Raw genomic sequence first — 23724 nt, 5'->3', positions numbered from 1 at the left:
AAAAAAACTGACAGCGCAACATTTGTTGTCTAACCATGCAAATAGATGGTCTATCCCATTGATTTTCGCAGGAACAAATTTCCCCAGCGAATGTGAGGCGATGGCAATGGGCATAAAATGCTGCATTGCAAAGTAATTTTGCGAGGCAATAAAAGGAGCGTGTCGAAATTTATTTGTTGTCTTGCCAAACTAAATGGCATAGCACTGGGCGAAATCACTGGCATATCGTGGAGGAAAAACCTATGCGTCGATTGGGTATCCATTCATTTGTATGGACAGGCGGCCAAACGCAGGAAGGCCTGGAAATGGCCCTCAACAAGACGGCGGAACACGGATATCGCACCATCGAATTTGCCTATCTGCGCCCCGAGAAATTCAATCTCGATCGACTGGCAAAGCTTGCACAATCTCTCGATCTGGAGATTGGCGTGACCATGGGCCTGCCGCTCGACAAAGACGTATCGAGCGAGGATGCTTCTGCGGTGTCCGCCGGCAAGCAGACGCTGGCCGACGCCGTTCGTGCGGTCCGCGATATCGGCGGCAACAAGCTCGGCGGGATTCTTTATTCCGCGCACACCAAGTACAATCGCCAGCCGACGAAGAAGGGCTGGGACAACAGCGTCGCCGCGATCGCCGCGACCGGCGAAGTCGCCAGGCAGGCGAACGTCGACCTGGTGCTGGAGGTAGTCAACCGGTTCGAGACGAACCTGCTGAATACCACGGCGCAAGGGCTCAAGTTCATCTCCGAGACTGGATCGCAGCATGTCCGTCTCCATCTCGACACGTTCCACATGAACATCGAAGAAGCCAATCCGGCCGCCGCGATCCGTCTTGCCGGCGATAAGATCGGTTACTTCCACATCGGCGAAAGCAATCGCGGCTATCTCGGAGACGGCGTCATCAACTTCGATCTGATCTTCGACGCGCTGCTCGACATCGGTTACAACGGCGACGTCGTGTTCGAGAGCTTCTCGACGACGGTTGTCGATGAAGGCCTGTCGCTCGCCTGCGCGATCTGGCGCGATACCTGGGAGGATAATGATTTGCTTGCGGCGCACGCGAAGCGCTACATCGAGCTGAAATATGACGAGGCCAAGCGTCGCCGCGCCACAAGCGCGCGGCCCTGAATATCCTTCTGACAGCCTGTTCCAGTCGTGTAAGGGTTGGGCGACTTGGAGGGAACTGAAATATGAACGACACCGTCTCCATCGGAAGTTCGCCGCGCAGGATCCGGCAGAACAATATCGTCGCCGCCTTGCAGACGATTTACGCCCACCGAAGCCTCAGCCGGGCCGACCTCGCCCGCAAGCTCGGCATGAACCGCTCATCCTCGGGAGAGATCGTCGCCGAACTGACGGAGGGCGGATTCGTTCAGGAGTCGGAGGAGAGCGGCAAGCAGCGCCTGGAGCATTCCCGTGCCGGTCGTCCCGGTATCATGCTCGAACTGGTTCCGGATGCTGCATTCTTCGTCGGGATCGAGATCGGCGTCGAACATATATCGGCTGTGGTTGTCGACCTCTCCGCCGAGGTTCGGGCATGTCGGAAAATGGCGTTCGACACACCGTCTTCGACGGTGGAGGAGGCCGTGGCGCAGGGTATCGAACTGATTATCGGCGCAATGGCTAAGAGGATGATCGACAGGTGCAAAGGCTTGGGCCTATCGACGCCGTCCCACGTCCGTCCGGATGGGTTTGTCACGCTGGCGCCGATCATCGGCTGGCGAGACGTGCCGTTGAAAGAGATTGCCCGGTCAGCCTTCCCGGCCGCCGTGCCGATCGCGGTCGAAAACGATGCCAATGCGTTTGCGATCGGCGACAGCTATCGTCACGGCGTCGCAGGGGTGACCCTGTTTCTGCTGATGGAAACGGGCGTCGGCGGCGGCATCATGATCGATGGCAAGCTGTTTCGTGGCGGCCACGGTCTGGCGGGAGAAATCGGCCACACCCTGGTGCCGGGAAGCGGCGGTCAGAAGCTTGAACAACTGATCGGTCGCGAGGTGCTCATCAAGCAGTATCGCGAGGCTATTGGACGCGACGACGCGGATCTGCAGGATTTCCTTGGCGGCGTTCGTGATCGCGTCCCGGCCGCGGTCAATATCGCCGAAACCTGGTCGCGCCATCTCGCATATGCATTGCTGCAGGCCTGTCGTCTGCTCGACCCGGACAGGATCGTACTCGGCGGCTCCGTTGCATCCCTCTACCCGATGGTGGCTGCCCGCGTAGCGGTCCATATGTCGGAAGGCCAGAACATCGCTTTCCCCACGCCGGAGATCGTCGTGGACGATGATGCGGAGTTTCGTTCGGCCTTCGGGGCGGCATGCATGTTGCACCGGCGCTTTCTGTCGCTGGAAAGCGAGGAGTTCGGCAGCGAGGACGGTGTGCCGGTCCCATCGGCGATGAGTTAACGACAACAGGGATCGAAAGCAGGATTGCAAATGGCTTCAATACTGGCTCCGGACGCGCTTGGTCCCACGGTTTGCGTGGGGGAGATCCTCGTGGAGATCGTCGCCACGACGGTTGGAGACGGGTTCCTCGAAGCCCAGCCGCTCGTCGGTCCGTTTGCGAGCGGAGCGCCGGCGATCTTCATTTCGCAGTGCGGCCGCCTCGGCGGTAAGGCGGCAATGGTGGGCGCCGTCGGCGATGACGATTTCGGCTGCGTCAATACCGATCGCCTCAAACGCGACGGCGTCGATGTTTCGGCGATCTCGATTGATCCGGACTATCCGACGGGAAGCGCCTTCGTTCGTTACCGGAAGGATGGCTCCAGAGATTTCGTCTACAACATCGCCACCTCGGCCGCCGCGCGCTTCGGCTGGTCTGAATTGGTCGGCAATCTCATTGACCGGAGCGGACATCTTCACGTGATGGGCTCCGCCCTGTCGGTTCCGAGTGCGCGCGCGGTGATCGACAAGGCGGTCGACATCGTCAAGGCGCGCGGGGGAACGCTGTCGGTGGATCCGAACCTTCGCAAAGAGCTGAAGCTGGACGAGGACACCGAGCGCCGGTTTTCCAAGCTTGTCGCCGCCGCCGATCTGCTTCTGCCTTCCGGAGAGGAGCTCGAGCGTGCCGCAGGTGTCGAAGGCGAGGCAGAAGCGATCGGGCGCCTGTTCGAGATTGGCGTCAAGGAGATCGTGCTGAAGCGCGGAGCCGACGGCGCGACCTACTTCGGCAGCCAGGGAGACCGCGTCGATGCTCCGGCCTTTGTCGTTCGGGAGGTCGACCCTACGGGCGCCGGCGACTGCTTCGGCGGTGCCTATCTCACCTGCCGGCGGCTCGGAATGTCTCCGCAGCAGGCTCTGACCTATGCCTCGGCCGCCGGCGCCCGCAACGTCATGGTGCTGGGTCCGATGGAAGGCGCCGGCAGCCGCTCAGAACTCGATGCGTTTATCGCTTCAACGGAAAGGCGGCGGTAATGCAGGTGCATCTCAACGAACTGGCCAGGCAGAGGATCGAAGGCCACCCGAGAGGCGTGACCTCCGTGTGCTCCGCCCATCCGATCGTGCTTCGAGCTGCGCTCCGACACGGGCGGCAACAGGAGAGCACCGTGCTGATCGAAGCGACCTGCAACCAGGTCAATCATCTCGGCGGCTATACCGGGATGACGCCAAGCGACTTCGCGTCCCTCGTCATGACGATCGCGGCGGAGGAGGGTTGCCCCGAAAAACTGATCGTTCTCGGTGGCGATCACCTCGGCCCCAATCCCTGGCGCGACCGCCCGGCGGAAGAGGCCATGGCCGAGGCGGAGAAGATGGTTGCCGCCTATGTCGACGCCGGATTCCGCAAAATTCACCTCGACGCCTCGATGGGCTGCAAGGGCGAGCCGACGGCGCTTGACGACGAAACCACCGCCCATCGCGCCGCCCGGCTTGCCGCGGTCGCCGAGGCTTCGGCCAAAAACACCGGCGGCGCAATGCCGGTTTACGTCATCGGCACCGAAGTGCCGCCGCCAGGCGGGGCCGACCATGCCCTGACGACGATCGAGCCGACGGCCGCCGCGGCGGCGCTGAAGACGATCGAAGTCCACCGCCGGATCTTTGCCGAGGCTGGCCTCGGGCAAGCGTTTGGACGGGCGATCGGGCTGGTCGTTCAGCCGGGCGTCGAGTTCGGCAATCAGAATGTCATCTTCTACGACCGCAGCAAGATAGACGGCCTGAAATCGGTGCTCATCGACGAGCCGCAATTTGTGTTCGAGGCCCACTCGACGGATTATCAGCGGACTAGGCCGTTGACCGCGCTGGTGAAGGACGGGTTCCCCATTCTGAAGGTCGGTCCCGAGTTGACCTTCGTCCTGCGTGAAGCGCTCTACGCGCTCGACGCGATCGCTTCGGACCTCTTGCCCGACTACGGCCAGCGTCCGCTCTATGCGGCGATGGAAGCGCTGATGCTCGATCAGCCGGGCAATTGGAGCCGCCATTACCACGGGACAAAAGCCGAGATGTGTTGGTTGCGGCATTACTCGCTGTCTGACCGCATCCGCTATTATTGGGCGTCGGCTGAAGCGCAAGATGCCGTCCGGCGCCTGTGCAGGGCCCTTCGAGGGCAATCCGTCCCGCTGCCATTGTTTTGGCAGTATATGCCGGCCGCGCAGGATTTTGCAGACGCGCCGCTCGATCCGGATGAGGTTCTGATCTGGAGAGTGATGAACAGTCTCGCCGACTATCACGCCGCCTGCGGCGTCGGGAAGAATTAGCAATCAGGATCAAGCAGGAGGAGAAATCGATGCAGGAATTGAACGGGAAGATCGCGGCGGTCACGGGCGCAGCGTCCGGCATAGGATTGGCCTCGACGGAGGCGATGCTCGCCGCAGGCGCGACGGTCGTGTTGGTGGACCGGGATGAGAAGGCCCTTGAGACGGTTTGCAGCCGGCTTGGCGAGCGCGCTATTCCGCTCGTGATCAATCTGCTGAATCCGAACGAGTGTGCGGGACTGCTCGAGGGTGTCCTGTCGAAGACGGGCAAACTCGATATTCTGCATGCCAATGCAGGGACCTATATCGGCGGAGACCTGACCGAAACTGACCTCGACACCATAGATCGGATGCTCAATCTCAATGTGAATGTCGTCATCAAGAACGTTCACAATGTCATTCCTCACATGATCGAACGGGGCACTGGCGACATTGTCATCACCAGCTCCGTCGCTGGACATTCGGCTATCCCATGGGAACCGGTATATTCGTCATCGAAGTGGGCGATGACCTGCTTCGTCCAGACGATGCGACGCCAGCTTCTGAAAAATGGCATTCGCGTGGGGTCGGTGTCTCCCGGGCCGGTGATCAGCGCTTTGCTCGCGGATTGGCCGGAGGAAAATCTTCGCAAGGCCAAGGAGGCCGGAGCTTTGATCGAACCCAAGGAGGTCGCCGACGCGATCATCTTCATGCTGACCCGGCCGCGCAACGTCACCATCCGCGATATCGTGGTACTTCCAAGCGCATTCGACATCTGAAGGAGCCTGATATGAGCTACCAGGAGAAATTTCGCCTCGACGGTGAACGTGCGGTGGTCACGGGGGGAGGGCGTGCGATCGGGCTGTGCTGCACCGAGGCGCTGGCGGAGGCAGGCGCCGCTGTCGTCGTCATCGAACGCAGCGAGGCCGACGCCCAGCAAGCGCTTGCGTTGCGCGATAAGGGGTACGATATCGAAGTCCGGGTGGGCGACGTCACCGACGCCGGCCGAATGGATGTAATCGCCAATGAGCTTGCCGGCGGAGCCCGGCCGGCGACGATCCTCGTCAACAATGCCGGGATCGGTCAGAACGGCATCGCGGCGGAGGATCTCACCGATGCCGATTGGCTGCGCATGATGGACGTCAATCTCAACGGCGTCTTCTGGTGCTCGCGCGCCTTCGGTCGTCACATGATCTCGATGAAGCGGGGCGCCATCGTCAACCTCGGCTCGATGTCGGGGCACATCTGCAACCGGCCGCAGCCGCAGACGGCCTACAACGTCTCCAAGGCGGCAGTCCATCACCTCACGCGCTCGTTGGCCGCCGAATGGGCGCAGCATGGCATCAGGGTAAACGCCGTCGCGCCCACCTACATCGAGACACCGATGGTGGTGGCCGTCGAAGCCAATCGCGAGCGGATTCCAATCTGGCTCGCCGACACGCCGATGGACAGGATGGGAACGCCGGAGGAGGTCGCAAGCGCGGTCCTCTTCCTCGCCTCAGGCGCTGCCAGCCTGATGACCGGCGCCATCGTCAACGTCGATGCTGGGTTCACCTGCTGGTAGCGCTTTCGGGACGAGGTGCGAGCAGCGCCTCGTCCGAATTGGAAAACTGCCTGGCGCGATAATCAGCGGGTATGGAAACGTTACCACATCTTGTTGACTCGCATTCCTGCCCGATTTATTTGAATGTGGAAACGTTGCCATATCAGGGAGGAGCTTGATGAAGTCCGCACGGTTGAACCGACTTCTCGGCGTGTCCGGAAATTGTTTTGACGTCGCTATCGATCACGGCATGTTCAATGAACGAACATTCCTTGCCGGCATCGAGAATATGAAGACAGCCATCGAGGTGATCGCGCAGGCGGCGCCGGATGCCATTCAGCTTCCGCCGGGGACCGCACCCATTCTGCAGGCCATTCCCGGCAAGCATCGCCCGGCGCTGGTGCTGCGCACCGACATCGCAAATATCTATGGCAATCCCCTGCCATCTCAATTGTTTTCCGAAATGATCGACAGGCCGGTGGAACAGGGCGTTGCCTTGGATGCTGCCTGTGTCGTCGTCAATCTTTTGATGCTGCCGGACCAGCCGGAAGTCTATCGTGCCTGTGTGCGCAATGTGAACAGCTTGAAGCGCCAATGTGAGATCTACGGCATGCCGCTGATGGTCGAGCCGCTCGTCATGCAGGACAATTCCAAGGGCGCCTATATGGTCGATGGTGCGATCGACAAGATCCTGCCGCTTGTGCGCCAGGCGGCCGAACTCGGCGCTGATATCATCAAGGCCGACCCATGCGACAATGTCGAGGAATATCACCGTGTGGTCGAGATCGCCCAGGGCCTGCCGGTGCTGGTGCGCGGCGGCGGCCGCGTTACGGATCAGGAAATCCTGACCCGCACCAAGCAGTTGATGGAGCAGGGCGCCCGTGGCATCGTCTATGGCCGCAACGTCATTCAACACAAGAATCCCGGCGGCATGACGCAGGCCTTGATGGCGATCGTCCATGACAAGGCTTCCGCCGAGCAAGCCTCGCTGCATCTTGGCTGACGCGTCTGGGAGGACATGTCATGACGAAAATATTCCGCTTCGGCGTCATCGGCTGCGGTCTGATGGGGCGCGAGTTCGCCAGCGCCGCGGCGCGCTGGCTGCATCTGGCCGATGTGAAGGCGCGACCGGAAATTGTCGCCGTCTGCGATACCAATGCGACGCTGCTCGACTGGTTCAGGGATCATGTGCCGACCGTTCGCCAGGTCACCGCCGACTATAAAGAGCTTCTGGCCAATCCCGAGGTCGATGCAGTCTATTGTGCTGTGCCGCATGTGCTGCACCAGCAATTCTATGTCGACGTGCTGAAGGCCGGAAAGCATCTTCTCGGCGAAAAGCCCTTCGGCATGGACGCGGCTCAGAACCGGGAGATCATGGCGGTTCCCGCCCAGCACCCCGAACTCCTGGTCCGCTGTTCGTCGGAAATGCCGTTCTTTCCCGGCGCACAGAAGGTCATCGCCCTCGCAAAGAGCGGCGAGATGGGGGACATAATCGAAGTCGAGGCAGGTTTCCTGCACTCTTCGGATATCGACCGGCAAAAGCCGATCAATTGGAAGCGCATGGCCGAGATCAACGGCGACTATGGCTGCATGGGTGATCTCGGCATGCATGTGCTGCACGTACCTTTGCGTCTCGGCTGGCGACCGACGACCCTGCATGCGCAATTGGTCAAAAAGGTCACCGAACGTCCCGACGGCAAGGGCGGCATGCTGCCCTGCACCACCTGGGACAATGCGACGATCAGCAGCCGCGTGCGCACCGGAGATCAGGATTTCCCGATGGTGCTGAAAACCTGGCGCATCGCGCCCGGCGAATCCAACACCTGGTACATCCGCGTTCTCGGCATGAAGAAAAGCGCATTCTTCAGCACGAAGTCGCCACGCCAGTGGCAGTGGATGGATTATAATGGCGGTGCGCAGGCTTGGAGCACCGAGGATCTCGGCTATGGCTCGCTGTTTCCGGCCATTACAGGCAAGATCTTCGAATTCGGTTTTGCCGACGCCATACAGCAGATGTGGGCGGCCTTCGTCGATGAGCTTGCCGGAGGCAATGCGAACGGGTTCGGTTGCGCGACGCCGGCGGAGGCGCAGGCGCATCATGCGGTTCTGACGGCAGCGCTCAAATCCGGGCGCGAGGACGTCGTCGTGCCGGTCGAGTATGAGGGGGCGTCCCTCTGATGCAGCGCTCCGAGATCAATGCCGCGTTGCAGCGAGCAAGCGCGACCCTTAAACGTTGGCACTGGTCCTTGCCGGCATGGGGCTATTGGACGTCGGCGGATTTTGCCCTTCATCCCGAGGCATCGGCCTATTTGCGCGCCCATCAACTCGGGTGGGATGTCACCGATTTCGGCTCGAACCGATTTGCCGAATGCGGCCTCGTGCTGTTTTGCCTGCGCAATGGCATCGTTGATGTCGAGGGTGAACGGACCTATGCCGAAAAGCTGCTCTTCGTCGAGGAAGGGCAGCTCACGCCGACACACCGTCATGCAGCCAAGATGGAAGACATCATCAATCGCGCCGGCGGCGATCTTGTCATCGAATTCGCCGCCACCGATACCGATGGCCATGTGCTGAAGGATGATGTGACGGTTCCGGTCGACGGGCTGCCGCGCCGGCTCGCTGCATGGGAGCCGCTGGTTCTTCGACCTGGCCAGAGCGTGACCATCCGCACCGGGCTTTACCACCGCTTTTACGGCAGGAAAGGCGGCGGACCTGTCCTTGTCGGCGAGGTCAGCCAGGTCAACGACGACAACAGCGATAATTTCTTTTTGGAGCCGATCGGGCGCTTTGCCGCGATCGAGGAAGACGAGCCGCCGCTCAGGCCCTTGTGGAACGAAGGCGTCTGCTGATGCGAACCGGGGAGGAGGTTCACCAGCGCGACAGTCGCAAGCAGGGAGGCATCGTTTGCGCCGGAAATTTCATTGTCGATCGCGTCCACACCCTGTCCTATTGGCCCGAACAGGGCAATCTCGCGCATATCCTGCACCAGGATCTGGGCGTCGGGGGCGGGGCTGCCAATGTCGTCACCGATCTTGCCTCGCTTGGATTTCCCGGAAGACTGGCGGCGGCGGGATGCATCGGCGCCGATCCGGACGGAGAGATCGTCAAATCCAGGCTCGCAGTGGCCGGCGTCGATGTCGATGGTCTCACAGCGCTTGCCGACCGGGTGACGGCGCATACGCATGTGATGAATGTGCCCGGTCAGAACCGGACCTTTTTTTATCATGGCGGCGCCAACGATGCCGTCACGGACAAGCGCATCTCACCCGCGACCTTCGCCAAGGCCGGCTATCGGCTGTTCTATCTCGGTTATCTCATGCTGTTGCCGGGTCTCGACCGAATTGGCCCCGACGGTCTTTCCGGAGCCTCGCGCCTGCTCGAAGCCGCGCGTCGCGCCGGGCTTACGACTTGCGTCGATTTCGTCTCGAGTGAAGACCCGGAATTTGCGGCCAAGGTCGGCGTCGCTCTGCCCTTCTGCGACTTCCTGATCATCAACGAGATGGAGGCGGGTCGGGCAACCGGCGTCATCGTTCGCGATGCGAACGGAGATTTGATCGAGGTGGGGCTTTTGAAGGCGGGCGAGCGCCTGCTTGCCGCGGGCGTCACGAAGGGAGCGATCATCCACGCGCCGGAAATCTGTCTCTGGTTCGCGCCCGGCGCCTCCCCGATCATGACGCGTTCACGACCCGTCGATCCCAATGACATCGTCAGTACTGTCGGCGCGGGAGACGCCTTCTGTGCCGCCGTGCTCTACGGCCTGCATGAGAACTGGCCTGTCGAGCATATCTGCGCCGTCGCCCATGCTGCTGCTGCGCGTTGCCTGACGGGTGCGACGGCCACCGACGGTATCCCCGACATGTCTGTTCTGCTGCGGGAGGCGAAGGAGCCTAACCCGGCCTAGCCGATAGGCGTCGCCTCGGCAGAGGGCGGCTCCGACGAGCGTCCAGTCAAAAAGGGAGGAGCAAACATGAAGCGATGCATAATGGCCGCCGTGCATGGCGACTTTGCCGGTTTAGCGACGATCGGGGAGGCAGCGCGATGACATATACAGAAAACGCGCGGCTCTCCGGCAAGGTGGCATTGGTCACCGGAGGCGCCAGCGGTATTGGCAAAGCGGTATGCGAACGCTTCGCCGCTGACGGCGCCAAGGTTGTCGTCGCGGATCTCGACGGTGGACGCTGCGCGCGGGTGGCCGAGACGATCGGCGCTGATGCCTGGGGTTTAGCACTTGATGTGACCAGCCAGGACAGCATCGAAGAAGCCCTGCGCTTTTCCATCGCCGCCGCCGGCAAGATCGACATCCTGGTCAACGCCGCAGGCATTTACGACGTCGAGTCTATTCTGGAAATAACCCGGGAGCGAACCGCGAAGGTGTTTCAGGTCAATATCGAAGGCCTGATTTTCATGACACAGGCCGTTGCCCGGCACATGGTGGAGAGAGGAGAAGGTGGGCGCATCATCAACTTCTCCTCCCAGGCCGGACGTCGGGGCGAAGGACCGGCGGTGGCTTACTGCGCTTCCAAGGCGGCGGTCATCAGCATCACGCAAAGCTGCGGCCTGGAGCTGATCCGTTACGGGATCAACGTCAACGCCATCGCTCCCGGCGTCGTCGATACGCCGATGTGGGACGTGGTTGATGCAAAACTCGGCAGCCGGGAAGGTTTGAAACCCGGCGAGGTGAAGGGCCGCGTGGCCGCCGCCGTCCCCGCCGGACGATTTGGCACCGCTGAAGAACAAGCTGCCATGGCGGCCTTCCTGGCCGGGCCCGATGCAGCATACATCGTGGCGCAATGCTACAATGTCGATGGCGGCAACGTCATGAGCTGAGCGCTTGAGCCGTGCCGGGGATGGCTTGGTCACTGCGAAGCAATCGAAGTTGAGGTCTGGAGGAGTGGAATGAGGGCTGTACGCTTGGAGTCGATCGGGTCTTTGACCATGCGCAGCGTTGACAAACCGGTTGCCGGACCTGGCGAGCTGCTGGTCCGGGTCGCGGCGGCAGGCATATGCGGTTCCGACCGACACATGTACAAGGGCGAATACCCGACTTCTATCCCCGTCACCATGGGCCACGAATTTTGCGGCATAGTCGAAGAGATTGGCAATGAAGTCGCCCGGTTTACTGGCGGCGAGTTGGTGACGGTCGACCCGAATATCGCCTGCGGCACCTGTCCGGCTTGTGCGCAAGCGCGGCCGAACCTGTGCGAGAGCTTGACCGCCATCGGCGTGACACGGGATGGCGGCTTTGCGGAATACGTGGCGGTGCCGCACGCGCAGGCATTCCTGTTGCCGGCCGGCCTCGATCCCGTTCACGGCGCCTTCTGCGAACCGCTGGCCTGCTGTATCCACGCCATCGACAAGGCAAGGATCCGTCCCGGCGACAGCGTCGCTATCCTCGGCGGGGGCGTGATTGGCCTCTTGATGGTGCAACTGGCTCGCATGGCTGGGTCAGGCAAGGTCATTTTGATCACGCGCCAACAAACGAGACGCCAAACCGCTCTGCGCCTGGGGGCCACCCACGCCTTCGACCCGACCTCTTCGGACACAATCGCTTGTGTTCGGGAGATCACCAAAGTCGGCGCAGACGTGGTCATCGAGTGCGCCGGCGTGAGCGAAACTCTGCAAAGCGGCCTGAGGATGGCGCGGCGCGGTGGTACCTTTGTGCTTTTCGGGGTGACGCCGACAGGTGTCGAGGTGCCGGTTCTGCCCTTCGATCTTCTGATCAATGAAGTCGACATAAGGCCGGCCTACCTCAACCCCTTCACCCATTCGCGCGCAGCGGCACTGGTGGCAAGCGGGGCATTGGAACTGGATGCATTGGTCACCAAAACCATAGGTCTCGAGGAGGTCGCCGACGTGGTGGGCAACGCGCCATTGCCAGGCGAGATCAAGGTCATCGTCCGGCCCTAAAGCTGGTTTTTTCCGCTGCGGACGGGGCCGGTGGAATCGCGCGCGATCAGCGTGACCGGCACTTTGACGATCGCCCCCTGTCGAGATCCGCCCCCTGTTTGCTGGTCCCCGATCAGCGCTTCCAGCAGCCGTGCTGCCTGCTGCCCGACATTGCGGATCGGCTGCGCGACCGTTGTCAGCCGTGGAAAGACGTAGGCCGCCTCTGGCAGGTCGTCGAAACCGACGACCGAATAATCGTTCGGAACGGAAAATCCGCGATCCTGGATCGCATGAATTGCGGCAATCGCGGAAACGTCGGTGGTGCCGATGATCGCGGTGACCTCCGGTCGAGACGCCAGCAATTCTCGCGCCAGCCGGTAGGTCTCGGCAAAGCTGTGCTCTTCCGCCATCGCCACGGCGGCAGGCGTGATGCCGTCTTTCGCCATTTCCGCCGTGATGCCTTGAAGGCGCAGCTGGATCGGCTGGCTGTGTGCCGGCGCCCCGACGATGGCGATCGCCCGGTGGCCGTGGCCGATGAGATGGCGCGCCATCAGCCGCCCGCCGTCCTCATGATCGGCCATCACCGCGTCGTCGGCGATGCCCTTCAGCTCGCGGTCAATGGCGATGATCGGGATGCGCGCGTCCCGCAGCGCCCCGAAATGCTCGATGCTGCCGAATGCGCTTGCGACGATGACGCCATCGACGCGCTGGGCGAGCAGCATCGAAATATAGCGTGCCTCGTGATTGATATTTTCCGCCGTGCTGCAGATCAGCGTCTGATAGCCGTGCTCAAACAATTCCTGTTCGATGGCATGGGCGAGGATGCCGAAGAACGGCACGTCAATCGACGGCAGCATCAGTCCGATCATCCGGCTTGGTGCACCGCGCAGCATACGGGCACCCTTGCTGGGTGTGTAGTTCAGTGTTCGGATTGCCGCCTCGACGCGGTCCCTGAGCTCGGGCGAGGCGTAACCGCTGTTGTTGAGCACACGCGAGACCGACGAGACTGACGTTCCTGCGAGTTTAGCGATATGTCTGATGCTGGTCGTCACGTGCTCGCATTTCTCTTTCTCGACAGCGCAAACGTCTTTTCATATGCTGTAGCACTTTGAATGCCGCACAACTTATCCTTAAATCGACTCCGATTTAAGGAATTCGTACGCCACAACGAAGCCATTCGAATTTATGGCTATTCGGCATTGATCGACAGCGGCCGGTTTAGCGGACAGATGATGAACGACACAGCCATCCTTTTTCACGGGATTGCCCGGACGAAGAAAAGGATGGAGAAGCTCGCCGTCTTCCTGTCCGGAAACGGTTATCGCGTCGTGAATGTCGTTTCTCCGGGATGGGCGCTTCGTAAGCTGACACAGGATGTGATCGGGAGTAGATGATTTCCGAATATTCAAACATACCTCATCTGCTTAAATCCCCGCTGCACCGCTATCGAAGGGAAATGCCATGCCCGCCATCCTGCGAAAGAAAATTCACGGCGCCGCGACAAGGGGACAGGTCATCGACGGGGCTGACGATATCGGCGTCGCCTATCAGGTGTTTTCCGATACGGTGGTGGAGGACGTGATCGTCAAGAATTCGCCTCGCGGCTTCAAATTTCACAACGGTCAAAATCTCACCGTCAGGCGATGCGAAACGGAGAATGTCAGGGGCGACGGCATCTATCTCACGAAGACGGCGCATGTGTTGCTGGAGAACAACCGCATGGGCGAGGCGCCGGGCGAGGGCGCAGATTGTTGCCAGTTTGCCTATCAAAACAGCGACGACAATATCAGCTCCGATGTCACGATCCGCGGCAACCTCTTCCTTCAGTCGCCGACGAGCACATCCAACAAGGGTGCACTGGTCTGCGACAAAACAAGACGATACCTTGTCGAATATAACTTCATCGGCGGCAAGAATTTTTCCTTTTCGTCGATCGGCGACGAAGCCGTCGTCCGCAGCAACATCATGCGCGACGGCAGGATGAATGACTATTCCTTCGGCTACGGCATCGGCGACAAGGCCGACCACGCCGGCCACCACGTCTATGACAACTGGATCGAGAACACCAATCGCGGCGTCAGCCTGAGCGGTTTTTCGGATCAGGAACAGGCATTTCGCAAAGACATTGATATCCACGACAACGTCATCAGCCAATGCGACATCGCATTCTTCGCCAACCGTCCGTGGTCCGGGAGCTTCCGGCGCAACATATTCCTGCGCTGCGAGCAGGATATCGTTTTGAAGGGAAAGGGCAAAGCGACTGCGGGTGATATCGATGGCAATTATTTCAATGACGGCAGTTTCCTGAACGTCACCCCGCCGCCGCTTGCCTTCAAGCCCGACGGAAAAGCGTCCGTTTCGTCTGGCCAATGGTCATCCGAGCCCGATGAGATCCGCATCCAGTGGCGGGACAAGGGGATCGATATTCCAGGCGCCAACCGGCCTTCCGTCACCGTTGCGCCTGGCATGGAATTGTCCTGCGTGCTGCTGGCCCGCAAGGCGCAGAATTGGATGCTGGCGATCGCCGAGACGGCCTATGACGACTTCACGCCGCGCGCATGGCAGGAGCATAGGCTGCCTTGGCAGAAGCGCTATCTCTCGATCTAGATCGACCTATCGCTGGCAGCGCTGGAACTGGGGCGCGTGCCAACGCCATACAAGCCATCCGGGAGGCGCGCCAGACGTCGAGCCCTTCCCTCAGGCTCAGGGCTGGTGTAGATTCCGGTTTGTCCGCAACCTGGGACGCAGTTCGGAGAGCGCCATGACCATGTGGGGCCAGAGAATGAACGGTGCCAGCATCATGCCTGCCTCGGTCATGGCTCCAAGCATGATGAGGATGATGATGGCAATCTCCTTTCGCCTGGCGCCGGATTCGGCCGGATCGGCGTCGACGATGGTCATCTTCCTGAACAGGCGGGTCAGCAAAAACAAACTCCATGCGGCAATGCCTGGAATGCCGATATTCAGCGCTAACTCAAGATAGGTGTTGTGGGTCGAGCGGGCATCGAAGGTAACCTTGACATATTGCTCCATGACCTCGGGCTGACGAAACATCGCAAAGCCATAACCGGTTAGGGGCTTATCCCATATCAATGGCAATAGCTGTTCCCAGATGTTGGTGCGGCCTGAGAAAGTAATGTCTTTGCCGAATGCTTCTGCAACTGCCGAGGCCACCCCGAGATAAACGAAGCTGGCGCCGAAGCCGACGATCACGAACAACAGGAAAACGACGAAGGAACGAAAAAGACGGTTCGGGTAGATGTGAATAATGCGAACGCCGTACAGCATCATGCTGCCGAACATCGTCAAGACGACTGCTGTCGAGGACTTCGTTGCAACAATCAAGGCAAGAAGGCAAAGCATCGCAGCCCAGCGTATCAGGGTGCTGTAACGAAGCCGGCCGAGCTTTTCCGTCGATAACAGGCAGACAAAGCTGACCGAGCAAAACTGTCCCAACGTGTTCTTATGATAAAAAGCACCTTTGACCATGCCCGCATAGCTGCCACGCATGATGGCGAATTGTGGGAAAGCGACTGTGTAGAGAACGTTGATAAATGCCGCCGCTATCGCAAAACGCCCGAGTATCCGGAACGCTTCGACGTTGCCGTAGCGCGCACGGTACAGAAGAGGTGGGATTGCGAGAACGATGACCGCGGCCAATCCTTTTAAGGACGCGGCCTTGTCGATGGAGAAGACTATTGATGTCAGGCACGAAATGCCAACAACGACGATGAACGGTGAAATCCTTGAAAAGACCCGCAGGAACTGCTTTTGCTCCAACAGAAAATACAAGCCCGACAAAGGAATAAGGCTGTAGAGCAAGAGCTTCATCGGAAGTGGATCGACAAATGCGCCGTCTTCGAAGTTTGCGGGCAGGCCGTACCACATGCTTGTGGCCCGCCAAAGAGCAGCATAAAATGCTATTGTAAGAACAAGTTTTGCCAGCACATCGCGTCTGACCCGCCACCGGGGCACAGACTGCCGGTGGTAGCCCGCCGGATAGTGGTGTCTTGCTAAAGCTGCATCTTCTATCGTCATCAAAGGCTCACATAGATCAATCTGGAAAACTCCGGCTGTTCGCCACGATCAAGGCATGCCGGTATTCGATTGAACGGAGCCAGGAACTGATTTTCTGCATTCCTCGGCTTCCGCTCGCGAAGAACGAATTCGTTTGGGCGTTTCGATAACGTCGTCCTAGTTTCGCAAACTGCCCGTTCCGGCGGGCGATACAGCCAGGGCAAACCTGCCCAGTGGCCCAAGCCTGTTGAAGCGGCACGTCTCACTTCGCTATGCGGCGCGACTTTAAGCGAACTCATTCCGCGAATCCAGCCGATAAAATCACGTCATGATGTCGCGTCGTTTGACTGTCCATTCAGTAGCCAAAGAGAAATTGTCTCGCGACGGGTTTAAGGCACGCGTCGCCCTCGATGACGATGTAATCGCCATTCTCCGGCGGATAGCCCTTGACCTGTTCGTCGCGCTCGACCGGTTTGCCGGTCTCGCCGTCGACGAATTGCCGCTCCACCCGATGGCCGGTCCTGCGGTTGATGATGTTGAAGGAGACGCGGTCGGAGGAGAAATGGCGGTGTAAAGCCCGACGGCACAGGCAAGGTCACCCACTTTCAGATGACCTTTCCAGCCTGCCCGCGCGGCCATTCCATCCTCGCTGCAAATCAGAGCCGACTGTTGCTCTTATCGGTTTCGATTTCCTGAAATGCCCAGCCGCCGCCATCGGCCGCGGGATAGGCGAGCAGCGCGTCGCCATCGCCGATCTTCTGGCGTGACGCGGCGTCTTTGGCATGGACTATCGCCTCATCGGCCGTTGCATAGGTTTCCGAAAGCGTGTCTCCGAGCTTATAGGCCCAGCCATTGTCGTGCGGCACGACCTGATAGGTGATATCGGCCATTTCGGATCTCCTCTCTTTTCGTTTTCACGCAATTCCGAATGCAAACCACTGCACACTTTGCTGGAATTGCGCCTAGTTCCGATTTGGTTTGCGCCGCTCGTCGAGGGCGATGATCTTCTCCAGCGAAGCGATATCCTCGCTGGTGACGACAGGAACCGGATCGGCAGCGATCGCTTCAAGCACTTCCTTCGAGACGGCGCCGTTGCGGATCGCCCATTCCAGCGTTTCGCGCGTTTCCCGCTCGGCTTTCAGCTGCGCATAGAGCGCAACGATCAGCCGATCGCGCGCGTCCATGCGCCCGCTTTGACGGTCCACGCTACGGACATCAGGCATCGCAATTCACCTTTGTCGCTGATTTCGTTCAGGTGTAATCAACTGATAGGGAATGCAAAGGTTCCGAAACCGCCGGGCGGCCCTTGCCCGTTGCGGCGCCGGGCGGAAATTGCCATCTGCAGACAGTTCGTCAAAAGGATTTCATTATGGTCGATCTCAAGGCCCGTCCCCGCCCGACCGGTGCCACCGCCGTTCTCGGCCGCACGGGTTTTCCGCATGTCACCTCCGCCACCGGGGGTGAGATCGATATCGTCACCTCGCCGTCGCAGCCGGGCTTCAATCCGCTCGATCTGCTCTATGCCTCGCTCTCGGCCTGCCTCGTGCTCAGCGCCCGCATGGCCGCCAGCCAGATGGGTGTTCTCGACAAGATCGGCGAGATCACTGCCGAGGTCACCGGCGAGAAGGCGACGGAAGGTCTTTCGCGTGTTGCCAGGTTCAATATCGCCTTCTCGATCAAGGGCGACATCGACGAGGAAACCCGGCAGAAGATCGTCCATGCAGCCGAGGATGAAATCTGCACGGTGAGCAACACGATCCGCGGCAACCCCGATTTTTCGATGACGATATCGGCATAGATTGAATCTACACAATATTTATAGACAATTGCCGGGGAGGATTGCGCGACCCATGCCCGGCTTCTATGCTTGGGCATCGAAAGCGATGATCCGGCCACCATGCAGTCTAAGCCTTTCCCGAAGTCCGAACGGCCCGTCGTCGCTATCATCGGTGGCGGCGTCTCCGGCGCCGGCGTCGCCTATCACCTCGCCCGGGCGAACTACGGCGAGCCTCCCGTCATCCTGGTCTTCGAGCCGCGCGCCGAACTCGGCCGCGGCCTTGCCTACGACACGGCCGATCCCGCCCACCGCATCAATGTCCCGGCCGCCAAGATGAGCCTGCAGCCCGACGACCAGGGCGAATTCCAGGCCTGGATCGAAGCCCGCGACGCCGTCGCCGGCGACCCTCAGGCCAGACAGCCCGATGGGTCGCTCTTCCCGCGGCGCCGGCTGTTCGGAGATTATGTCGCCTCCCTGCTGAAGCCGCTCGTGAAAGACGGTCGCGTGCGGCATTGCCAGGCGGCGGTGACCGGTGTCGAGCGCCGTGCCGGCCGCTGGACCATCCGCGATGATAAGGGCGGCGTGACCGAGGCCGATATCGTCGCGATCGCCACCAGCCATCCGCCGCCCGCAGCCCCCGGCCGGCTGGCGAGCCGGCTTGCGGCCCATCCCCGTTTCGTCGCCGATACCACGAAGCCGGGCGCGCTCGAGGTGATCCGCCCGCATGACCGGGTACTGGTCATCGGCAACGGCCTGACGGCCGCCGATGTCATCGCCTCGCTTGCTGAGCGCGGACATGACGGTCCGGTGTCCGCGATCTCGCGCCGCGGTCTGCGTTCGCGCGGGCACGCGCCGGTGCCGCAGCCGCTCTTTGGCGACTTCGTCGTGGATGCGGCACATTCTTCCGGCTCGCTGCTGGCAAGGATCCGCGCCGCCATAAAAGCGGCGAAGGCTGAGGGCATTAGTTGGCACGGCGTGATCGATCAGGTGCGGGCGCAGGGACACGATCTCTGGCAGGCGCTGCCGGACACTGAGCGACGCCGTCTCGTCCGCCATCTGCGTCCCTATTGGGATGTGCACCGTTTCCGCATCGCGCCGCAGGTCGAGGCTGTGCTCGACGCCGCGATTGCCGCGGGCCGCCTCGACATCCTGGCCGGTTCGGTCGCGGATGCACGCATCGAAGGCCAACTCATTCTGTGCGCCCTGCAGCCGCGTCATCAGCGCCTGCCGCTGGAGCGGTGCTATGACGCCGTCATCGTCACCACCGGCCCGGCCCATGGCGGCATCCTTGACACCCAGCCTTGGCTTGCAGCCCTTGCGACAAGCGGCCACCTGTCGCTCGATCCGACCGGCCTCGGCCTTGCCTGCACCGAGCGTTCTGAGGCAATCGGCCCGTCGGGAACGGCCGATCCTTCGCTGCTGATCTCCGGCCCGCTGGCGCGGGGTACATTCGGCGAGTTGATGGGCCTGCCGCAGGTGACCGAGCATGCCTTCTTCGTCGCGTCCGAGATCGCCGTCAAGCTGCGGGCAACCTCTAAAAATATCCATCCGCTCTGATTTTCGATCGATCTGTCGCTCCTCGGCTGTCGCCGACGACCGACTTCTGATAGTTCCTCGCGGTATTGTCCCGCCGCCGGGCATCCGGGTGGCTTAGAAGAAGCATCAAGATCATGTCGCAGGCTGCCTCCACCCTTTCCGAAGCCTCGCCTTCCAATCGCCTCGCCCTCGCCGCCCTCATTCTGGGCGGGGCAGCGATCGGCGGCTCGCCGATCTTCGTCCGGCTGTCCGAAGTCGGACCGATGGCCACGGCCTTCTGGCGCGTAGCGCTGGCGCTGATCGCGATCTTCATCGTTTCGCTCATGAAAAAGGATGCAGGCCCGAAGCCGCAGAGCCTTTCCGATTACGGCATGCTGATCCTTCCGGGCGCCATGCTGTCGCTCGACCTCGCCGCCTGGCACCTTTCGCTCACCATGACCTCGGTTGCCAATGCGACGCTGCTGGCCAACCTCGCACCGGTCTTCGTCACGGTGATCGCCTTCGTCTTTTTCGGGGCGAGGATCAGCGGCGTTTTCCTGTTCGGGCTTGCCCTGGCGCTGGCAGGCGTCGTCGTTCTGAAGGGCGGACCGGCAGCCATCGGCAATGGCGATCTCAGCGGCGATGGCATCGCGATGATCGCTGCCTTCTTCTACGCCTGCTACATCCTGGCGATCGGCAGGCTGCGGAGCCGGTTCGATACGATCAGAATCATGCTGTGGAGCACGGCGTCCGCTGCCATTTTCATCTTCCCGATCGGCTTCTTTTACGAAGGTCAGATGCTGCCCTCGACCGTCTATGGCTGGTCGATCCTCTTCGGTCTTGCCTTTATCAGCCACGCCGGCGGACAGGTGGCGATCACCTACGCGCTGGCCTATCTGCCGCCGGCCTTTTCCTCTTTGACGCTGCTGTTGCAGCCGGTCGTCGCGGCAATCCTTGCCTGGGCACTGTTGAACGAGGCAATCGGGACGATGCAGGCGCTCGGCGCTGCCGTCGTGCTCGCCGGCATCATGGTTGCCCGCGCTTCTCGCGTTCAGGTTTAGCCGTTTTCGGAAACGACGCTCAGCGATTCTCCTGCAGCAGCCATTTCTGGATGATCGGCACGTCGGCATCGCCGAGATCGTGGCCGCCGGGAATGACGTCGGAATCGACGGTGGCGCCCGAACTCTTCAGCCGCGCTTCCAACTCGCTGGCATATTTGCCGTAGGCATCGGTCTTGCCGCTGATGACGAGCAGGTCGGTGCCTTTGAGATCGGCATGCGGATAGTCGCTGAGAACCGGCATGGAGCGCAGCAGCACTGCCTTGTGAACCAGGTTCGGGTGCAGGTAGAGCAGCGAATTCAATAGGTTGGCGCCATTGGAATAGCCGACATAGACGACTTTCTGAGGATCGAGCCCGTAGGATTTGACGGCACCCTCGATAAAGGCAGCGAAGGCCTCCGCCTCGGTCTTGATGTCGTTCTGATCGAAGGAGAAGGGGGTAAGGCGCTTGTACCAGCGCGGAAAGCCTTCCTCCGTCGCGCGGCCGCGCACGCCAAGCAGCGTCGCACGCGGTGCCGCCTTGTTCAACAGTGGCATCAGCGTCGTCTCATTGCCGCCGGAGCCGTGCAGCAGCACGAAGACGCTGCCGTCGGGGTCCGGCGGCGTATAGAAGCGATGGACGAATGGCAATTCGCGGTAATTGATGCGCGGTTGGCCGGGCATGGCAAATTGCGGCAGCATGACCTTCAGGTCGTGGAGATTGGTGATCGCTTCGGGCGGCGCGAACAGCTTCGACCCAAGGGCGGCCTGCTGTTCGTCAACGGTCATGCCCGGCTTGTCGGTCGCCAGTTCTATCAGCGTGCCGCCGGGCTCGCGGGCATAAAGCGAGCGGAAATACTTGCGGTCGTGCATGCTGGTCGGCGAGGCGTCGGTCGCCTCGAGTGCCTTGCGGACGGAAAGCACCGTCTCCTCGTCCGCGGCGCGGAAGGCGACGTGATCGACCGTGCCGGTGCCCGGCGCGCCGGACCAGAAGCCACGCGCATCGCGCACGTCGATGACGTCGCCGGATTGCGAAATCAGCCTGTCGATCGTGCCGCGGCTCGCCTGGAAGCGGTAACCGAAATGGCTTTCGAGAAAGCTGCGGCTTTCGGCAGGCTTCTCGGTCAGCATGGTTACCCCGCGCACGCGCTGGACGGCATGTTCGACCGGGATCGATGCGCCGTCCCAGGCAGCCGGCGACACCAGGGTCTTTGCGCCCGCGAGCTTGAGGATGATGTTGTCCGGATCCTTCAGCCGCAGCACAGGCTCGCCGAATTCAGCGGCCGGCCCTTCCGAGCGCAGGCCGAAACTCATGGCTCGCGTCAGCCAGTAGCCGATGCTGGCGGGGTCGATCGACAGTGATATTTCACTGATCTGGCCGAAGCCCGCCCGGCCTGGCGCGCCATCTTCCCAGGCGAGGAAGGTGAGGAGCGAACCCGGCGTTCCTGCCGCGTCGCCGTAGAAGAGATGAAGTTGTGTCGCGTCCTCGTAGCCGGCCGTCTGCTTGACGAGCCGCATGCCGAGAAAACCGACGTAAAAGTCCACGTTCGCCTGCACCTTTCGGGTGACGGCCGTCACGTGATGTATACCTGATACCATCGGAAGCAGTCCTGATTGAAGCGGTGTCGTCAGGAGCGCGAGTATGAGAGCTGCGAAGGTCATACCGTTGCCAATGACCACCGCTTAGTTTTGTTCCGCACAAAGCGCAAGCGAATCGCCGCGCTGCAGCAACTCCAAATGTTCGACATCTTCGAGTGCCTCTTCGAGTTGCTGCAGGGTCGGCGGCTTGACCATATAGGCGCGCGCGCCGAGATTTCTGGCCCGCTGTCGGTCGCTCTCATCGCCTGACGTGCTGAGAATGCAGACGGGAATCTGGTTGAGGCGGATATCGGCGGAAAGCGCACGCAGCACCTCGAAGCCATCCATGATCGGCATGTTGATGTCGAGCAGCATCAGGTCGATTTGCGGCACATCGGCGCTACCGGCGCGTTCTTCGAGCAGCCGCATCGCCTCGCGTCCGTTGGTGGCGACATGCAGGTGGAAATCCACCTTCTCCCGCCGCATCAGCTTGATCTTCAGAAGTTGGATGTCGGCCGGGCTGTCCTCCACTAGCAGCACTTCGGCGAGCCGGCCTGCACCTTCGCCTGGCTGCTCCGCCGGCTTGCTGTTGTGCGGGATGGCCGAAACAGCAGGCGGCGCGGGCCTCGTCTCGGAGAGCGGCACGTCGAGAATGAAGGTGGCGCCCGGCCCATTTTCCGCCTCGCACCAGATCGAGCCGCCGTGCAGCTGTGCGATGCGGCGGCAGATGGCAAGGCCGAGCCCGGTGCCCTCGATGCCGCGGCCGACGAGGCGCTTGAATGGCTGGAAGATCAGTTCGCGATGCTGAGGATCGATGCCCGGCCCGTTGTCACGCACGGTGAGGCGACAGAAATCGCCATGCGCTTCGCCCGAGATCGTGACCTCCGGAACCTTCTGCTCGCAGTAGCGGATGGCGTTCGACACGAGATTCTGCAGCAGCTGGGTCAGCAGCGTCGCATCGCCCATAACCTCCGGCAGCGCCCCGCGGATGATGACGGCGCCGCGGCTTTCGGTCTGCTGGCGCAGATTGTTCTCCACCCGATCGAGCACATCAGAGAGTGAGACCGGCGTCAGCACTGGCCCGCCGGAGGCCTCGAGTCTGGTGAAACCCGACACCTTGACGATCAGATCTTCCATATGGTCGGCGGCGCTGAGCACGTAATCGAGCAGTTCCCGGTCTTCAGCCGGAAGCGCTGCAGAACCGTGCAGGATGCGGCTGAAGGATTTGATCGTCCGGAGCGGCTCCTTCAGATCATGGGCCATGGCGCGCGTGAAGATCTCGAGCGATTGCCGCTTCTGCTCCAGCCGTGCTTCCAGCATGCCGTGCATGATGGCGTTCTGGATGCAGCGATGCAGTGTTTCCGGCGACAGCGAATCCTTCGTCAGATAGTCGCGCGCGCCGCTCTTCATCACCTCGACGGCAACGGTTTCGTTGCCCTGGCCGGTCAGCATGATGACGTTGGCGGCGGGATCGTTCTCCAGGATATCGGCAAGAACGCCGAGCCCATTGCGCCCCGGCAGCGAATAGTCGAGCAGGATGCAGTTCGGCCGTTTCCGGCCGTTCAGCGCAAGGCCCTCCTCACCCGTTTCCGCTTCCAGGACGGAATAGGCGGTACTGGAGACGCGGCCCAATATGCGGCGATACGCCTCGCGATCGTCGATATTGTCGTCGATGATGAGAATGCTGCAGTTTTCCGCCAATCTG

Annotated in this window: 22 protein-coding genes and 2 pseudogenes; 17 read left to right on the top strand and 7 right to left on the bottom strand. The window is 61.1% G+C overall.

The window, feature by feature from the left end; all coding sequences use genetic code 11:
• The first annotated feature begins 242 nt into the window (after positions 1–242).
• From HJB83_RS02690 to HJB83_RS02635, 12 genes are all read left to right on the top strand, one after another.
• The gene (locus HJB83_RS02690) at positions 243–1127 is read left to right on the top strand and encodes a sugar phosphate isomerase/epimerase (protein ID WP_221116111.1); all 885 of its coding nucleotides are present in this window, start codon (positions 243–245) and stop codon (positions 1125–1127) included.
• 62 nt (positions 1128–1189) lie between these two features.
• Positions 1190–2404, top strand: coding sequence for an ROK family transcriptional regulator (locus HJB83_RS02685; protein ID WP_207582882.1), 1215 nt, complete (start codon positions 1190–1192; stop codon positions 2402–2404).
• A gap of 30 nt (positions 2405–2434) precedes the next feature.
• Complete coding sequence (locus HJB83_RS02680; protein ID WP_207582883.1) at positions 2435–3412, top strand: sugar kinase; 978 nt, start codon at positions 2435–2437, stop codon at positions 3410–3412.
• On the top strand, positions 3412–4689 hold the full coding sequence (locus tag HJB83_RS02675) for a D-tagatose-bisphosphate aldolase, class II, non-catalytic subunit (RefSeq protein WP_207582884.1): 1278 nt from the start codon (positions 3412–3414) through the stop codon (positions 4687–4689). The genes HJB83_RS02680 and HJB83_RS02675 overlap by 1 nt, the downstream gene beginning before the upstream one ends.
• Before the next feature lie 29 nt (positions 4690–4718).
• Positions 4719–5444 (top strand): SDR family oxidoreductase, encoded by a 726-nt coding sequence (locus HJB83_RS02670; RefSeq protein WP_207582885.1) that lies wholly within the window; start codon positions 4719–4721, stop codon positions 5442–5444.
• A gap of 11 nt (positions 5445–5455) precedes the next feature.
• Positions 5456–6229, top strand: coding sequence for an SDR family NAD(P)-dependent oxidoreductase (locus tag HJB83_RS02665; RefSeq protein ID WP_221159353.1), 774 nt, complete (start codon positions 5456–5458; stop codon positions 6227–6229).
• 157 nt (positions 6230–6386) lie between these two features.
• Positions 6387–7211 (top strand): class I fructose-bisphosphate aldolase, encoded by an 825-nt coding sequence (locus HJB83_RS02660; RefSeq protein ID WP_221131279.1) that lies wholly within the window; start codon positions 6387–6389, stop codon positions 7209–7211.
• Positions 7212–7231: 20 nt separating this feature from the next.
• Positions 7232–8386: a Gfo/Idh/MocA family protein gene (locus tag HJB83_RS02655; RefSeq protein WP_221131278.1), complete on the top strand. Its 1155-nt coding sequence runs from the start codon at positions 7232–7234 to the stop codon at positions 8384–8386.
• Positions 8386–9057: a D-lyxose/D-mannose family sugar isomerase gene (locus HJB83_RS02650; protein ID WP_221131277.1), complete on the top strand. Its 672-nt coding sequence runs from the start codon at positions 8386–8388 to the stop codon at positions 9055–9057. Before HJB83_RS02655 ends, HJB83_RS02650 begins: the two co-directional genes overlap by 1 nt.
• On the top strand, positions 9057–10109 hold the full coding sequence (locus HJB83_RS02645; RefSeq protein WP_221131276.1) for a carbohydrate kinase family protein: 1053 nt from the start codon (positions 9057–9059) through the stop codon (positions 10107–10109). The genes HJB83_RS02650 and HJB83_RS02645 overlap by 1 nt, the downstream gene beginning before the upstream one ends.
• Before the next feature lie 137 nt (positions 10110–10246).
• On the top strand, positions 10247–11035 hold the full coding sequence (locus tag HJB83_RS02640; RefSeq protein ID WP_221131275.1) for an L-iditol 2-dehydrogenase: 789 nt from the start codon (positions 10247–10249) through the stop codon (positions 11033–11035).
• Between the two features lie 69 nt (positions 11036–11104).
• On the top strand, positions 11105–12115 hold the full coding sequence (locus tag HJB83_RS02635) for a zinc-dependent alcohol dehydrogenase family protein (RefSeq protein ID WP_207582891.1): 1011 nt from the start codon (positions 11105–11107) through the stop codon (positions 12113–12115).
• On the opposite strand, the gene HJB83_RS02630 is transcribed toward HJB83_RS02635, so the two are convergent.
• Positions 12112–13146 (bottom strand): LacI family DNA-binding transcriptional regulator, encoded by a 1035-nt coding sequence (locus HJB83_RS02630; protein WP_207582892.1) that lies wholly within the window; start codon positions 13144–13146, stop codon positions 12112–12114. The two genes, HJB83_RS02635 and HJB83_RS02630, sit on opposite strands and share 4 nt — an antisense overlap.
• 180 nt (positions 13147–13326) lie before the next feature.
• Between HJB83_RS02630 and HJB83_RS33910 the strand changes: the two are divergent.
• Together HJB83_RS33910 and HJB83_RS02625 are read left to right on the top strand one after the other, a co-directional pair.
• Positions 13327–13440, top strand: a pseudogene (locus HJB83_RS33910) (lipase); the annotation flags it as partial.
• Between the two features lie 115 nt (positions 13441–13555).
• On the top strand, positions 13556–14701 hold the full coding sequence (locus tag HJB83_RS02625; RefSeq protein WP_207582893.1) for a right-handed parallel beta-helix repeat-containing protein: 1146 nt from the start codon (positions 13556–13558) through the stop codon (positions 14699–14701).
• Between the two features lie 96 nt (positions 14702–14797).
• On the opposite strand, the gene HJB83_RS02620 is transcribed toward HJB83_RS02625, so the two are convergent.
• The 4 genes and pseudogenes from HJB83_RS02620 to HJB83_RS02605 form a co-directional block, all read right to left on the bottom strand.
• Entirely contained in the window at positions 14798–16132 is a 1335-nt protein-coding gene (locus tag HJB83_RS02620) for an O-antigen ligase (protein WP_221131274.1), read from the bottom strand.
• Positions 16133–16511: 379 nt separating this feature from the next.
• A pseudogene (locus tag HJB83_RS02615) lies at positions 16512–16750 on the bottom strand (Ku protein); the annotation flags it as partial.
• Positions 16751–16767: 17 nt separating this feature from the next.
• Positions 16768–17001 (bottom strand): DUF2188 domain-containing protein, encoded by a 234-nt coding sequence (locus tag HJB83_RS02610; protein WP_207582895.1) that lies wholly within the window; start codon positions 16999–17001, stop codon positions 16768–16770.
• 72 nt (positions 17002–17073) lie between these two features.
• On the bottom strand, positions 17074–17334 hold the full coding sequence (locus HJB83_RS02605; RefSeq protein WP_207582896.1) for a hypothetical protein: 261 nt from the start codon (positions 17332–17334) through the stop codon (positions 17074–17076).
• A 146-nt stretch (positions 17335–17480) separates the two neighbouring features.
• Here HJB83_RS02605 and HJB83_RS02600 point away from each other — a divergent pair, with 146 nt between their 5' ends.
• From HJB83_RS02600 to HJB83_RS02590, 3 genes are all read left to right on the top strand, one after another.
• On the top strand, positions 17481–17909 hold the full coding sequence (locus tag HJB83_RS02600) for an OsmC family protein (RefSeq protein WP_221116102.1): 429 nt from the start codon (positions 17481–17483) through the stop codon (positions 17907–17909).
• 99 nt (positions 17910–18008) lie between these two features.
• Positions 18009–19445 carry an FAD/NAD(P)-binding protein gene (locus HJB83_RS02595; RefSeq protein WP_221116101.1) on the top strand — a complete coding sequence of 479 codons (1437 nt, stop codon included), beginning with the start codon at positions 18009–18011 and terminating at the stop codon, positions 19443–19445.
• 113 nt (positions 19446–19558) lie between these two features.
• On the top strand, positions 19559–20464 hold the full coding sequence (locus tag HJB83_RS02590) for a DMT family transporter (protein WP_221131273.1): 906 nt from the start codon (positions 19559–19561) through the stop codon (positions 20462–20464).
• Positions 20465–20483: 19 nt separating this feature from the next.
• On the opposite strand, the gene HJB83_RS02585 is transcribed toward HJB83_RS02590, so the two are convergent.
• Both HJB83_RS02585 and HJB83_RS02580 read right to left on the bottom strand, forming a co-directional pair.
• Positions 20484–22103, bottom strand: coding sequence for a VOC family protein (locus tag HJB83_RS02585; protein WP_221116099.1), 1620 nt, complete (start codon positions 22101–22103; stop codon positions 20484–20486).
• Positions 22104–22124: 21 nt separating this feature from the next.
• A complete protein-coding gene (locus HJB83_RS02580; protein ID WP_221131272.1) occupies positions 22125–23720 on the bottom strand; it encodes a response regulator in 1596 nt (531 codons plus the stop codon).
• Positions 23721–23724 lie beyond the last annotated feature (4 nt).

The organism is Rhizobium sp. NZLR11 (assembly GCF_019685115.1).
Lineage (GTDB): Bacteria > Pseudomonadota > Alphaproteobacteria > Rhizobiales > Rhizobiaceae > Rhizobium.
The sequence above is the reverse complement of the archived record's forward strand: the minus strand, read 5'-3'. Positions and strand labels throughout refer to the sequence as shown.